This window comes from Tateyamaria sp. LSS28 (assembly GCF_059611725.1).
Genome location: NZ_JCAPFI010000006.1, coordinates 353,103 through 367,699 on the forward strand (window position 1 = coordinate 353,103; position 14,597 = coordinate 367,699).

Below are 14,597 nucleotides of genomic sequence, written 5' to 3' on the forward strand. Positions count from 1 at the left end.
CACCGCTAATTGATCATGGTCAAGCTGCCCTTGACCATCAAAATGCCGGAAGATTTCAACTGGGTCATACCGCCGCCTTCGAGCTTGAGCATGCCTTTGCCCTCCAATGCCAGCTGACCACCAGCGTTGATCTTGGCCGTGGCTGCAGCCTTCACTTCGACCTGCGGTGCAGAAATCGTGATCCCGGACGGCGTCATCTCGATCTGCGCACCACCGCATTTCAAAGTGATCTTGGATTTTGCCGTCAGGCTCAGCGCCGCACCCACATCGATCTCTGCGCTCTTGGCGACTGTCAGGCCGTGTGCCCCGTCGATCTGAGTGTTGTCGTCACCCCCAATCGTTTCGATTTTGTCGCCATGGATCGTCTGCTTGAGCCACCCCTTGTCTTTGTGGGCCAACCCAACCTCGATCTCGGCATTGTTCTTGATGATCTGTTTGAAATCCCGCTCGGACTGCAGACGAACGAACTCGGCACCCTTTTTGTCCTCAAACATCAACTCGCTAAAGCCATTCCCGCCCTTGGAACTATTGGTCTTGATGCCCATCTGCGTCGCATTTCCCGGTAGTGGAAAAGGGGTTTTGGTATCGCCGTTATAGACCATTCCAGTAATGATCGGACGGTCGGGGTCGCCTTGTTCGAATTGGACCACAACTTCCTGACCGATGCGTGGGACGGCTATCACTCCCCATCCCTTGCCGCTCCAGGGCATAGCCGCCCGAACCCAGCACGACGATTTTTCATCCCGTTTGCCGTCCCGATCCCAATGGAATTGGATCTTCACCCGACCGAATGTGTCGGTCCAAACCTCTTCACCGGCCTTTCCGACGACAACGGCGGTTTGCACGCCGGGGTTTTCCGGAGGTGGCGTGTGCTGCCCTGAGCGGTAGGGCTCGCGGGCGGGCTGCACTTCGATATTGCACCGGTAGAGATCAGGGTTGGTATCGGCATCGAAATCCAACACCGGGCCCAGAATGGCCTCGACGATATCGCGGTCTTCCACCATCACATCGAGCTGGATTTGATGTCGGGCGCGAACAACAAGGTATTCACTGTTCTCTGCCTTGCGTGGGTGCTTGTTCAACCGGAATTTTGCGCCCACAGCCATCTGCCGGACACTGCCTACGGCTCGAGCCTGATGGGTCTGAGCCGCAATTCCTTCAATTTTCACGCGGGCCTGATGCTCGCCTGTTCCAGCGCTGTCATGGCGCCCCGGGTAGTCATACACTTCATAAGAGTTGTGCACGTGGCGCCCCTTGGACACCGACTTAACGCATGCCAGGTCTGTCTTGGGCTTTTCAAAATCATAGCTTTGCAACGACACTTTTCCGGGCCGTATCTGCTCTGAACCGCGCCATTCGTAGATGTGATCCTCGTCCCGAAACATATCGGCGGCACGCACATAGTAGTTGAGCTGACCGTGATCTGTAAGGGGCTCGTGGCTGCTCGAGTCATCAGCGAGGATCAGCGTTTCGCGGGTTTGATCATACTGGTGAAAGTAATAAACTCCCTCCTCTTCCATCAGACGCGAGATGAAGGCGAAATCGCTTTCACGGTATTGGACGCAGTAGGTCCGCTTTTCAAAACGATGCTTGGTCTTGTCCTTGAAGTCTGAAAATCCGTGCGTACCAAAGACATCCTTAATGATCTCGATCACCGTTTTGTCCTGAAATATGCGGCAGTTGTTCGTTTGCGTCAGAAACCACAGCCAAGGACGCAACTCGGCACGGAAATACCCCTGGCTGCCCGATGCACCCAGAAATTCAGCTGAGACACACCGCCCTTGGAAGTAGCGAGTTTTCTTGTTCGGCGCATCCAAGTCGATCCGCAGTCGTTCGCCGACCAGCTTTTGCAGATCAAGATCGAGGTCCGTAGACATGAATTCGACCGTCATCAGAGGAACTTCGCCCAGGGCCTCATCAATCTGCGCGCGTACCAGATAGCCTTTGATACGGTTCGGCAAGATCAGTGTCGCGGGGCGGTTTTCCAAAAGGATATCTTTGGACATTCAGCATGCCTCCCGGCTGCAGGGATACGCATGCGGAGTGAAGTTCACGCGCATCACAGATCCTCCATCAACGCAGCAAGTGCGGGATCCATATCTTCTTCGTTGTCTTCGTCAGCGCCATCATCGTCACCGAACCCGGCAAGCAACGCATCAAGGTCGTCGTCCGAGCCATCGTCGGCGTCGTCAGCGTCGCTTAGGTCAAAGCCATCCAGATCGTCGTCATCATCATCACCGAAGCCCAGGTCATCGCCGTCATCCGTGTCGTCTTCATCTTCGTCTTGGGCAAATTGGTCGTCATAGTCCTCTCCCGCTCCACCAGGCCGGGAGGGACCAAAGTCACCGCCGTCTTCGGGGTGATCCGATGCCTGGCGTGTGATATCGAGTGTGGATTTGACGCCGCCGAGACCAGTTCCCGCGCCCGCGCTTTGCCCCCATGGACCAGCCAACATACCGGCGCCCAGACCCTGGAACGACCCTTGGCGAACCTCGGTGCGGCCCTTGATCGACAACAGCGGGATGTAGCCTCGGGCGACCACCTCTGCCATCGTGCGCGTATTCAACAACCTACGGGTACATGGCAGGGCAACCTGATCGCCGTGCTGATCAGTGATGTGATGCAGCGGCAGATCACCCACCGACATCACGTCGCCCAATTGCATCGCCTTGCCCTTTTGGTTCACAGTTTCGCAAAGCAGGATGGCCGACAGGACGACGGGGTTGGCCCATAGCATACCCTTGAGACCGTCGCGCAGGGTGAATTCTTCAAAATCAAAAGAATCCACAGGTTCGGTCTTGGCACCATAGGGCAAGCGCAGCAAAAACTGTGGTGCAACCAGGCCGACATATGACGCTTCGGGCATCGCGCGCAGCCCATCCCAGGATCGGGCCACTAGCGGATGGCGCTCGTGTTTGGGTGTATCCAGGAAGTTCTCGGACATTGCTGTCAGGAAAGGCGCATTCATCCAGTCACTAATCTTGGCCATGCGTGCCATTAGATCCGCGTGGGGCGGCGTTTCTTCCAGAGTATAGAGCCCGAAAATCGCCGACAGTGGGCCCTGAGCCTCATCAAGGCGCGGCTCTTCAGCCAGCATCTGAAAAAGGCCGGTTTTCGCAAGATCTTCCTCGGACGCCAGATCGGCTGCCCATTCCTCTGCCGACACATCGTACAGAACGACCTCAAGTCCCGCGCCTGTCGTGATCCGGCGGGCCAAAAGCTCCAGCGAACGCCAAGTACTCTCTACCGCCTGAAAGTCCGGATGATGCAGGATCGCACGCATCCCACCGGACAATGCCTCATCAACAGCCGCCAACATAGCGGGCTGATCCGGATCGGGGGCGGCCTGCACGTAGGGGCCGACAATACGGCCGATCAGATCCTCAGCGGGCGATGGAGTGCAAAGGTTGTTGGTGTTATCTCCGATCAGCGACTGAAACGCGCTCAGCTTGAGGTTCGCGGGCACGGTGGTCCCGCTGGCGCGGGCATGGCCAACTGGTTTGGTATCGCCGAACGCTGTCGCCCATTCCTGCATCTGCGCGATGTCCTGGGTGCTGTTTCCAGACACCAAACGATCACGCAGGTTGGAGAGCGCTTCGAACAGCTCAACGTTTTCGTAGAGCGTGTCGGGGTGCAGGTCGTCCAGATCAGACAATGCCACCTCAACACCCGCACCATCCTTGCCGATTGGAAGAACAAGCTTGGTGGCGAAACGCGCGATGACATCATCCAGCGTGTCGACATCAAATTTGATGGGTTTGCGACGGGCAAGGTCCGCACCAATCTCCACCGTACCCTTGCTGGACCTACCCGTAAAATCACCAAGGATCGCGAGGCGAAACTTGGGCCGGGCAGCATCGCGATCCTCGGGTTTGGGCAGATCAAGTCGCCCGTGAGGTGAAATCTCCTCTGCCGCGGGCTCATCACCCTCCGGCGCGACGTCATCGACCGACACTTCATCTTCCGTTTCGTCCAACACGTCTTGAGTAAGCATGTCGAGATCGTCCGCAATCAGGTCAGCCCCTTCGTCTGTGTCCACCGCCTCACAATCAGCGGGTTCATCCACGTCGTCGGAATCGGGGGTATCTGCCAAGTCATCAGTCACGACATCAGTATCTGCCGCAGTGAAATCCAAAGCCTCAAGCTCATCCCTTGCATCGACATCATCGTCGCTTACGTCCAGTGCATCATCTTCCGGCACAATCTCCGACATATCTGTATCAACTGCGCTGTCGTCATCAGGGAGGAACACAGGCTCTGAAGTTGATGCGTCCTGACCAGCCGCAGGCTCTACACGGGTTGGGGTTTCCTGAGACACCGGGCCATCATTCGTATCCTCTGTGCCAATTTTGGATTGCACCAGATCGGCAAGCGCGCGGTTGGTGTTTTCGTCCGGATCAGGTGGGTTCATCTGGTCGGGATCGTCTGGCACATGGGTTGCGGCATTCCGCATGGACTCCAGTGCGGCATCGGCTTGGCTCGTCTCCTTGGCGGAACCTGCCAGCGCAGCAAGGGCAACGGGGTCATGGATCAACCGCGTCATCAGATCTTCGGCCTCTGATTTACCGTCCATATACGTGCGCAGGTGCTCCAGCCGGGTGCGGGCCTCAAGCAAGGTGTTCAGCGGCTCCACATTGCGGGCGACAGCCGCAGGCGAAAAATCGTCCATCCGCTCAAACGTCAGATCGACGGCAATGTTGCCTTCGCCCGTCAGCGTGTTGGGCACCGAAAAAGCGGCACGCGGCTTGATTGACTTCATCCGGTCGTCAAAGTTGTCGACATCGATCTCCAGGAACTTGCGGTCTGCCACCGCGGGCAGTGGGTCCTCAGACTTGCCTGACAGATCAGCCATCACACCCATCACAAAGGGCAGCTGGATCGTCTTCTCCGCGCCATACAGCTCTACATCATATTCGATCTGGACACGGGGCGCGCGGTTGCGGGCGATGAATTTCTGGCTGCTCTTGGACATCGGACAGGCTTCCTTACAGACGTTCAATCCGTAAGTGCCCACCGCGCCGCGCAGGGTTCATCCCGACAACAGAAAAAGGGCGCTTCCCCCATCAAACCCATTCTAGTCGAAAGCATATTGGAACTGGCCATCCGCGACGTCGATGGCCATCTTCGACACGTGGTTTCCGTCAAGTTGACGAGTCAGGACTTCGGTCGACAGTGCGGGCAACATTGTGTTGGTGACAATCGCGTCAATCATACGCCCACCGCTCTCGACCTCGCGGCAGCGCGACACAATCGCGTCGACAACAGCATCCGAATAGCAAAACGGCACATCATAGGCCGCCTGCACACGGGCACCGATCCGATCAAGTTGCATCCGGGTGATCTGACCGATCATCTCTGGGCTCAGCGGATAGTACGGGATGGTTACGATCCGGCCCAGAAGGGCAGGCGGAAACACCTCCAGCAACGGCGCGCGCAATGCTTTGGCGATGCCGTCAGAATCAGGCATCAGTTCGGGGTCGGCACATAAATCCATGATCACGTCAGAGCCGACATTCGACGTCATAAGGATCAGAGTGTTGCGAAAGTCGATCCGACGACCTTCACCATCCTCCATCACACCCTTGTCGAAGACCTGGAAAAAAATCTCGTGCACATCCGGGTGCGCCTTTTCAACCTCGTCCAGTAGAACAACCGAATAGGGTTTGCGTCGTACAGCTTCGGTCAACACGCCCCCTTCGCCGTAACCGACGTAACCGGGGGGCGCCCCCTTGAGGCTGCTGACGGTATGGGCTTCCTGATACTCGCTCATGTTGATCGTGATGACATTCTGTTCACCGCCGTAGAGCGTTTCGGCGATCGCCAGCGCCGTTTCGGTCTTACCCACGCCCGACGTTCCTGCGAGCATGAAAACCCCGATGGGCTTGGACGGATTGTCTAGACCTGCGCGTGAAGACTTCACACGCTTGGCGATCATCTCCATTGCGTGATCCTGGCCGATGACACGTTTCGAAAGGTGATCCGCCAGATTCAGAACGGTGCGCATCTCGTCCCGCAACATCCGGCCCACAGGTATCCCGGTCCAGTCGGCGACCACCGATCCGATGGCGGCGGCATCCACGATGGGCAACATCATGGGCGTCTCGCCTTGCAGCTCGTCCAGCGCGGCTTGGGCCTTGCGCAGGGTTTCAAGCGCGGATGCCACCTCATCTGGACATTCGGTTGATTTGGCCTGAGCGCGCAGGTCCATAATCTGGACCATCAGTGCCTTTTCAGCCTCCCACTGCTCAGTCAAGGTGGTCAGCCGCGCAGTTTCGGCGTCCAGCTCTGCCTGTGCCTTGCTGCGGCGTGTACCGATCTCGGCCCCAGCGGCTTCGTCACGGTCTATGATGTCCAACTCGGTCTCCAAACCGGCAATGTGGCGTTGGCAATCGTCCACAGGCGCCGGTGTCGCGTGCAGGCTGATGCCGACGCGCGCGCAGGCCGTATCTAGAACGCTAACCGATTTATCAGGCAGTTGCCTTGCCGGGATGTAGCGAGAAGACAGGCGCACGCTAGCCTCCAATGCCTCATCGAGGATTTGGACATTGTGGTGACGCTCAAGCGTTTCTGAAACCCCGCGCATCATCAGCAGGGCGGTCGCGTCATCGGGTTCGGCGACTTGAACCACTTGAAACCGGCGGGTCAGGGCTTGGTCCTTTTCAATGTGCTTTTTGTATTCCGCCCAAGTCGTGGCCCCGATGGTGCGCAACGTCCCACGGGCCAGAGCGGGCTTAAGAAGATTGGCAGCATCGCCTGTGCCCGCAGCCCCACCTGCACCCACCAACGTGTGGGTTTCGTCGACAAACAGAACAATCGGAACTGCACTGGCCTGCACCTCATCGATAACACCGCGCAGGCGGTTTTCGAACTCGCCCTTCATCGAGGCCCCTGCCTGCAAAAGACCAATATCCAGAGACAAAAGGCGCGCCTCTGCCAGAGCAGGCGGCACATCACCACGTGCGATGCGCAGGGCCAATCCCTCGACCACGGCCGTCTTTCCAACGCCCGCCTCTCCTGTCAGAATCGGATTGTTCTGACGACGACGGATCAGCACGTCGATGATCTCGCGGATTTCCGGGTCCCGACCAACAATTGGATCGATCTGTCCCTTGCGTGCGCGCGCTGTCAGATCGGTGCAAAACTGCGCCAAGGCCGACCCGTCCTGAGGAGTGGAGGCCATGGCCGACGACGCGTCCCCTGGCTCTGACCCTACATGCGACCCGTCTTGCGCACGCAATCCAGCCTCGGGCGATCCTTCTACCGCAGCCTCAAAGTCACGTGCAAGCTTCTGCGGATCCACTCTTTCCAGTTCAGCAGACATTGAACGCAGAACATTTTTCAATCCCGGCGTGGTCAGCAGTCCCAGCAAGAGATGCCCCGTGCTTACCCGGGACGCCCCATAACCCAGTGACGCATAGATCCATGCCCGTTCCACAGCCTCCTCCAGATGTGGCGACAGGTCCGAGATGGCCGTTGCCCCGCGCGGCAAAGCATCCAGAGCACGCTGCAGTTCGGCCGCGATACGTCCTTCGTCCAGATCAAAAAAACGAATGATCCGGTGTAAATCGCTGTCATGTGCATTCAGGATCTGATGGATAAAATGGGCCAACTCCACATAGGGATTTCCGCGCATCTTGCAAAAGACTGTTGCACTTTCAATAGCTTGGAACGCGCTTGTGTTGAGTTTTCCAAAAAGGGCGACACGGCTGATCTCGGACATTTGCATTGCTTTCCTGTGGGGGCCGTCAAAGGGAGTGTTGGCAAGGTTGAGAGAGGATCAAATCATCCGCATCGAGGGCCGGACGTCGCCCGATCCAACTGGTTCGACCAAGTGTTGCAGCCTGCCCAAGTACCGAAGGGGGGACCTGATCAGCTTCCAGAATCAGATTGGCGGTCCATTCCAGGGTGTCGCCGACATATGTTCGAATGATCGCCGCAAGCCGTTTGAAACCGGGCGCTCCGGGAAAGAGCCGCTTGTACTCCTCCAGCGACAGGGGACCGATGCGCAGTCGAAAACAGGCGGAACGGGACCAGGTCTTTTCCCCCAGACTGGCAGCACCGCCCAACAAAGCGTTTCCAAGCTGTCCGCGGTCGCCCGGTTCCAGATGCAGCCAACTGCCCACAAAGCTTTCGACTTCGACAGGAGTATCAAAAAGCTGGGTTACTATGGCTGTCAGACCCGCCTCGCTACGCGGGCTAGCGGCCAGAAGGCCAGCGAAATGCTTCTTTGCCACGTCAGGCATGGCATCGCGCCCCTCCAGCGCGTCGCATCCGAAACCTGCCAGCGCTCCGACCTTTTGGCCAAATGCGTCATCCTCCGACCGATCGAACGAGGCGGCAGGTTGCCCGCTTGCCCAGGCCCGATAGAGCAGCGACAGCATCCGATGATGAAACATGTCCGCAAAGGCGACCATCGTGGGATCATCCATGTTGCGTTGACGGTCGCGCGCAAATTCAGTCATGTGCAGTGGCAGAGGACCATTGGGACCAAAAAGGCCAAAGGCGAGCTGCGTCAGCTTCGGCACACCAGCCTCATCCTCGGTGAAGGATTTGATGGTAGAGGGTGGAAACGCAAGGTCCGCCGCCTGAGCCAAGCGCACTGGGTCCTCGGACGGGCGACTAGACATGCCTAGGCGCGGCCCGTCCTGACGCACCGCCTCGATCAGCCGCAGTGCCTGGAAGAAGTTGAATTTCTCGGGAGCCTCGATCAGCGCGGCAATTCGCGTCAGATCAGGACCCGCCGTCCGCTCTTGGCTGGCCATCTGGCGATATCCCCGCGCTGTGATGAATGGATACAAGTCTCGGTAAAGCTATTGAGACTCACGTATTTGGCAAAGAAGGTTTCCAGCACCGAACCCAGAAGGTAACAGCCCGTCCCCTCGAAACAGCTTTCGTCAAAGCCAACCCGGATCTCCAGACCTCGCACCGCGCTGCTCAGAACGCCATCGGCAAGCCGTCTGACAATGGGACGGGACGATACGGTCGAGAGACCTTCGACCTGCTTGGCCAACGCGGGCTCCCCCAGCGTGGCATACAGTCCGATAATCTCGCGTAGGGCAGCTGCCCCGCTGCCGCGGTCGGCGTCAACCAAGGACAGGTAATTGAGGCTGAGATGAGAGATGAGCTGCCAGGCCTGCTTGCCTTCGGCAAGGCTAGACCTTGGGCGGGTCGGCGGAACAATCGCTCGCACGCGCTTGACCGAGCCGCCCTCTGGCAGTGTGAAATCCGTCTCGCCCAGACCCACTGGCGTCAGCAGCGGTAGATCCCTGTTGGTACAAAGCGCCTTTATTGCAAGCTGTTTGACGGCTGCAGGATAAGGTGCCTGCGTTTGGTCCGTGAGGGTCAGATAAAGCTCCGACCCCAGGTAGGATGTGCGCGATCCAGCCATGCGCTGACGCTCGGAAGGCTGGCGCAGCCGGCGTCGCTGACTGTAGTAGGCGGTGTGTTTTTCGCCTGATGGCCCGAAATCCTCTGTACTGTAGAATGGGTGAAACTGCACATCCGCGTCACGATCACCCCCGATGCCCGCAACGGATTCAAGCTGATAAACCTCGAAATCCATGGGCGCGGTTCGGTCCACCGTCACAAGGTGCTCAACCTGCGTATCCGCGACATGCACGCGATCACATCGCTTGCGAAAGAGGTTGATTGCCGGCACGGCATGAAGGTCAAAGTTAGCAGGCGTGACGGATGCAAGCTCGGGCAAGCCTTCGCGCAGAAGGATATATAGATCCAGATCGGCCTCGGTCGTTCTTTGCACCGCCTGCAGCAGCCCCCCAAACTCAGCAAAAAAGAACCGCTGCGGCATCGCAAAATACTCTTGCAGCAACCGGTAGCCATCAAACGAGGGGCCCGGCGTCGGAAGCAGGGCTTCTTCCGGGCCAAATCCACACGCAGAGATTTCGGCACCCAGATACTTATTCCAATCGTCACGGCGGTCGGTCGACCGGCCCGCGATCCCGATCCCCTGCCCTAAGATCGCCTCGTACAGCCGCCAAGGCTCTGCCGCAGCGCCCGTCAGAAACATCCGCAAACGATCTAACGGCAACTCCGCCAGAGGGGCGCCATCCGTGCGGCGCAAGCGTAGGCGCAATGCAGCCTTGGCCGGGGCGTGGCGACCGACGCCCGCCGCAACAAGGTCGCCGCGCGCATCGATGTATTCCACCTCGGTGACTTCCAAAGGCCAGAGTGTGACATCTTGGGACGTGGTGTAGATGATTCCGGTTTGGACGGAATCGCGCACCCGCCCGCGCAATTCGGTGCCGCGCGGCACGGCGACGCCGGCCGCGAGATTGCCCTGTCCCGGATCAGGTTCCAGTCTTGCAATCATCATGGACGGAATCGGCGCCAAGTAGTGGGGATAGACCGTCTCGAACAGGCTCTGGGTCAGGTTTGCATTTTGCTGCTCCAGCTCCAGCTGGACGCGCGCCGCCATAAAAGCAAACCCTTCCATCAATCGCTCGACATAGGGGTCCATCACTTCCAACTGCCCCATGCCCAGTCGCCCGGCAACCTTTGGGTAGGCCGCCGCGAATTCGTCGCCCATTTCCCGAATGAAGGTCAGCTCTTGCTCGTAGTGATTCAAAAGGCGCTTATCCATGACGCTATCCTTGGCGATGGACGGTCACTTCACCCGTCGTCACATCAAGTTGCGTGCGCAAATAGAGATCAAGCGGCACGGGCTCCGCCCACAGCTCGGCCCGGATATCGAAAGAGAACAACCCGCCGCGCACATCCTTCTGTTCATGGATCACCACCTCAAGCGTGTTGGGCAGAAGGCGCGGTTCAAACTGTTCGATCGCCACGCGGATCGCCTGCTGGATCTCTATGGCGCGTGTATTGGTGGCTGTAATTCCAGACACATCGGCGATGCCGAAGTTCAACACGGAGCGCGCAGCCTCCGGGAACGGTCCAAGATCGGTGTCAGCCTGCAGATTTGTGGTGTTCAGCAACCAATGCAGGTCGCGTTGGATTATGTCGCGTAACCGGTTGATGTCGATGATCCAGGCCGCGTTGGTCTCGACGCGCTGATCCGGCGCATCGTCGATAAGTCGGTCAAGCAGTGCAGGCTGCAAACGCTCAAGTCGCGCACGATCAACCATGACTGACCTGCTTCAGCGATTGATTGGCGGGTGTATCGGCATGGTGAAACGTGACCTCGCGCAACTCCATCAGAGGCAGGTTGTCGGCCTCGGTGCAAAACATCCTTTGACCAAGGCCCCGAGGGGTGATGCCGTCGGGGTCGGACCAGTCGGTGGCACGGGCCAACTTCTGTACAGGCGTGCCGTGTTCATGCGTGTTTGGATAGCGCGTCGGTATCAGCCCTATACTTTCGGTACCGTTCACAAGGGTCAGGGTGACAGGCGTCCAGACGACATCGCGCAGATCGCGGGGTGGATGCACCTTTAGCCCACGCAATTCTGCAAAGGGCAGCCAAAGGTATTTGCCATCCACGATGAGCTCCAGCACCGGGCCAAAGCGCGGATCTGCGTCCGCGATCCAGTCAAAGCTGGTGCCATTCGCACTGCCCGCCGTGGCGGGCGCCGCGCGCAGGGACATGGACCGTAGCCGCTCGGCGCCCTCGGCATCACCGTTGAGTTCCTTTTTCAAAGCATCCCAAAGCACCGAAAGCCAGGACGGCGCGTCCTCGTCAAAGGGTGGCGGAGTTTGCCCGCGCAGAACCTTTTCGCGGTAAACCTCGCAAACGATTGCTTCGCGGTACATTTGGGCCATGGGCACGGCCACCGGATCGAGCGTTGCGCACGTCTTGAGCTGCTGCACAGCACGAGACCATTCGCCTTCGACACACAACAACTGAAACAGGAACACCCGCCGCCGCGCATCAGCAGGATTGGCACGCACCTCAGCCTGAAGCGCGGACAGTGCACCAGGCAGGTCGCCGGATTTGAGCAGGGTTTCCGCAGACATGGTTCATGCCTCGATGGTTTGAGGGAGTTGACCCCGGGCGCTGGGGAGATGAAGCACCCGGGACGCGAAGTCCGGCTTATGCCTTCTGGACCTCGTATTTCTCTTTGTTGAGAACCTTGCTCCACTCGGCCTCGCCCTGGCCGCCGGACGGTTTGATCATCTTGCCGTCCTTGCCTTGGCGTCGGTATTCGATCTGCTTGGCACCGTAAGCCAGCGTGATACTCTCGGTCAGTTCATCACCCGACCCCGACCAGGTCATCGATTTCACGATGACGGTCTTGAAGCGCACGATGAAGAAGTGCTTGCCACCAGTGTTGCTGCCAGCGCCCTGACGACGGCATTCCATAACGGCTTCATCAAGGTGATCGCCCGTCGCGCAGGCCCGGTAGAGGCCAGCAGATGCTGTGTCGGTCAGCTTGTCGAAGGTAAAGTCCTGAAAGTCGGTTTTACCAACACCACCGCCGCCAGATTGCGAGTCGATGATCGAACTGTTTTCAGCACCAAAGCTGAATTGAGTGATCTGAAATGCGCCTTCCTTGGCCATTTCTTCGTCGAGTGTTTCCCCACGGATAATGTTGTTTTTGGGGAAGCGTAGGAATGAGTCAAATGACATGTTACGGTCCTTTCTTCAGGTTTTAAGGCGTTGATAGAGAGAGGTTATTCGACCTCAGAAGGTAATCTGGACACGAGGCGGAGCGAGACCGACAGGCCTTCCAGCTGATAGTGAGGACGAAGGAAAAACTTGCTGTCGTAGTAGCCGGGGTTGCCCTCGACCTCTTCGACCACGACCTCGGCTGCAGCGAGCGGTTTGCGCGACTTCACTTCCTCGGTTGAGGTCTCTTCGTTATAATCGACATATTTGCTGATCCAGTCCTGCAGCCACTGCTCCATGTCCGAGCGGCTGGCAAAAGAGCCGACTTTATCGCGCACGATACACTTGAGGTAATGCGCAAACCGGCAGGTCGCGAAAAGATATGGCAGCCGGGCCGCGAGGTTCGCGTTAGCAGTAGCATTACTGTCGTCGTATTCGGTTGGCTTTTGCAGGGACTGCGCCCCGATAAAGGCCGCCGTATCGGTGTTCTTGCGATGGATCAAAGGCATCAGACCATTGTTGCCCAACTCAGCTTCGCGCCGGTCGGAAATGGCAATTTCGGTCGGGCACTTCATATCAACACCGCCGTCATCAGACGGAAACGTATGGGTGGGAAGCCCATCCACAGTGCCGCCGGATTCCACTCCGCGAATTCGGGAACACCAGCCATATTCCTTGAAGGATCGGTTGATATTCCGCGCCATCGCGTAGGATGCATTCACCCAGCAATACTTGTTTGAATGTGCACCTTCGGTGTCTTCCTCAAAGGCGAACTCCTCAACCGGATCGGTCTTCGCTCCGTAAGGATGACGTCCCAAAAAACGCGGCATAGCGAGACCCAGATAACGGGCATCCTCACTCTCGCGCAGAGAGCGCCACGCGGCGTATTCCGGGGTTTGGAAAATCTTGGTCAGATCCCGAGGATTGGCCAACTCGTCCCAACCGTCCATCTGTAACAGCGTGGGATCAGCGCCAGCCAGAAATGGCGCGTGGGCAGAGGCCGCGATTTTGGACATCTCGCCCAGGATCTCAACGTCCCGTGGGCTGTGGTCGAAGTGGTAATCACCGACAAGGCAGGCATAGGGTTCGCCGCCAAACTGCCCGTATTCCTCTTCATAGATCTTCTTGAAAATCGGGGATTGATCCCATGCGGTGCCCTTGAATTTGCGCAAGGTCTTGGACAGGTCCTTTTTGGACAGATCCATGAACCGGATCTTCAGCATCTCGTCAGTTTCGGTGTTGTTCACAAGGAAATGCAAACCGCGCCAAGAGCTTTCCAGCTTCTGATAATCCGCGTGGTGCAGGATGTGATTGATCTGTTGGGTCAGCTTCGTGTCGATCTCGGCGACAAGCGCATCGATCGAACGCAATGCGTCATCAGACACCAGTGCCTCGTTTTCCAGTACCTGTTCAGCGAGTGTTTTCACCGCTTCTTCAACTGCGGTTTTCGCCTGCTCGGATTTGGGGCGGAACTCCTTTTGCAAAAGCTCAGCAAAGTCGGACGACGCAAAAATCGTCTGTGTTTGCGTCTCTGTTGTGGTCTCGGTTGCGTCGGTCATGGCCTATTCCTCATCCTCGGAAGTCGCGGCAGGCGCCGAAGTCAGGGCCTTGAGCAAAGCAGGGTCATTGATGACTTTGGCCATCAGGTCTTCTGCGCCGGTCTTTCCGTCCATGTAAGTGCCCAGGTTCGACAAATGGGTTCGCGCCTCGAGCAATTTTTTCAGCGGCTCGACCTTGTTTGCGATTGCCGCAGGCGAAAAATCGTCCATCCGCTCAAACGTCAGATCGACGGCAATGTTGCCTTCGCCCGTCAGCGTGTTGGGCACCGAAAAAGCGGCACGCGGCTTGATCGACTTCATCCGGTCGTCAAAGTTGTCGACATCGATTTCCAGGAACTTGCGGTCTGCCACGGCGGGCAATGGGTCCTCGGACTTGCCTGACAGATCAGCCATCACACCCATTACAAAGGGCAGCTGGATCGTCTTCTCCGCGCCATAAAGCTCCACATCATATTCGATCTGGACACGGGGCGCGCGGTTGCGGGCGATGAATTTCTGGCTACTGGCCATGCTGTTTT

The 14,597-nt window shown here is 57.9% G+C and carries 10 protein-coding genes; all 10 read right to left on the minus strand.

All coding sequences use genetic code 11. The features are described 5' to 3' along the window. Positions 1-5: 5 nt before the first annotated feature. Positions 6-2,006 carry a type VI secretion system Vgr family protein gene (locus AC53L6_RS19545; RefSeq protein WP_496909042.1) on the minus strand — a complete coding sequence of 667 codons (2,001 nt, stop codon included), beginning with the start codon at positions 2,004-2,006 and terminating at the stop codon, positions 6-8. A gap of 53 nt (positions 2,007-2,059) precedes the next feature. Continuing rightward, the gene (gene tssB / locus AC53L6_RS19550) at positions 2,060-4,972 is read right to left on the minus strand and encodes a type VI secretion system contractile sheath small subunit (RefSeq protein ID WP_496909043.1); all 2,913 of its coding nucleotides are present in this window, start codon (positions 4,970-4,972) and stop codon (positions 2,060-2,062) included. Between the two features lie 102 nt (positions 4,973-5,074). Next, the gene (tssH, locus tag AC53L6_RS19555) at positions 5,075-7,720 is read right to left on the minus strand and encodes a type VI secretion system ATPase TssH (protein WP_496909044.1); all 2,646 of its coding nucleotides are present in this window, start codon (positions 7,718-7,720) and stop codon (positions 5,075-5,077) included. 25 nt (positions 7,721-7,745) lie between these two features. Next, positions 7,746-8,762 carry a type VI secretion system baseplate subunit TssG gene (tssG, locus tag AC53L6_RS19560; RefSeq protein ID WP_496909045.1) on the minus strand — a complete coding sequence of 339 codons (1,017 nt, stop codon included), beginning with the start codon at positions 8,760-8,762 and terminating at the stop codon, positions 7,746-7,748. After that, positions 8,726-10,600, minus strand: a complete 1,875-nt coding sequence (gene tssF, locus AC53L6_RS19565) for a type VI secretion system baseplate subunit TssF (RefSeq protein ID WP_496909046.1) — start codon at positions 10,598-10,600, stop codon at positions 8,726-8,728. Before tssF ends, tssG begins: the two co-directional genes overlap by 37 nt. 4 nt (positions 10,601-10,604) lie before the next feature. Continuing rightward, positions 10,605-11,102: a type VI secretion system baseplate subunit TssE gene (gene tssE / locus AC53L6_RS19570; RefSeq protein ID WP_299604737.1), complete on the minus strand. Its 498-nt coding sequence runs from the start codon at positions 11,100-11,102 to the stop codon at positions 10,605-10,607. Further along, complete coding sequence (locus AC53L6_RS19575; protein ID WP_299604739.1) at positions 11,095-11,928, minus strand: type VI secretion system accessory protein TagJ; 834 nt, start codon at positions 11,926-11,928, stop codon at positions 11,095-11,097. Before AC53L6_RS19575 ends, tssE begins: the two co-directional genes overlap by 8 nt. Before the next feature lie 76 nt (positions 11,929-12,004). Continuing rightward, positions 12,005-12,541, minus strand: a complete 537-nt coding sequence (locus tag AC53L6_RS19580; RefSeq protein WP_299204533.1) for an Hcp family type VI secretion system effector — start codon at positions 12,539-12,541, stop codon at positions 12,005-12,007. Between the two features lie 44 nt (positions 12,542-12,585). Next, the gene (tssC, locus tag AC53L6_RS19585; protein WP_299705980.1) at positions 12,586-14,079 is read right to left on the minus strand and encodes a type VI secretion system contractile sheath large subunit; all 1,494 of its coding nucleotides are present in this window, start codon (positions 14,077-14,079) and stop codon (positions 12,586-12,588) included. A gap of 3 nt (positions 14,080-14,082) precedes the next feature. After that, positions 14,083-14,589 (minus strand): type VI secretion system contractile sheath small subunit, encoded by a 507-nt coding sequence (gene tssB, locus AC53L6_RS19590; protein ID WP_496909047.1) that lies wholly within the window; start codon positions 14,587-14,589, stop codon positions 14,083-14,085. Between the last annotated feature and the right edge of the window lie 8 nt (positions 14,590-14,597).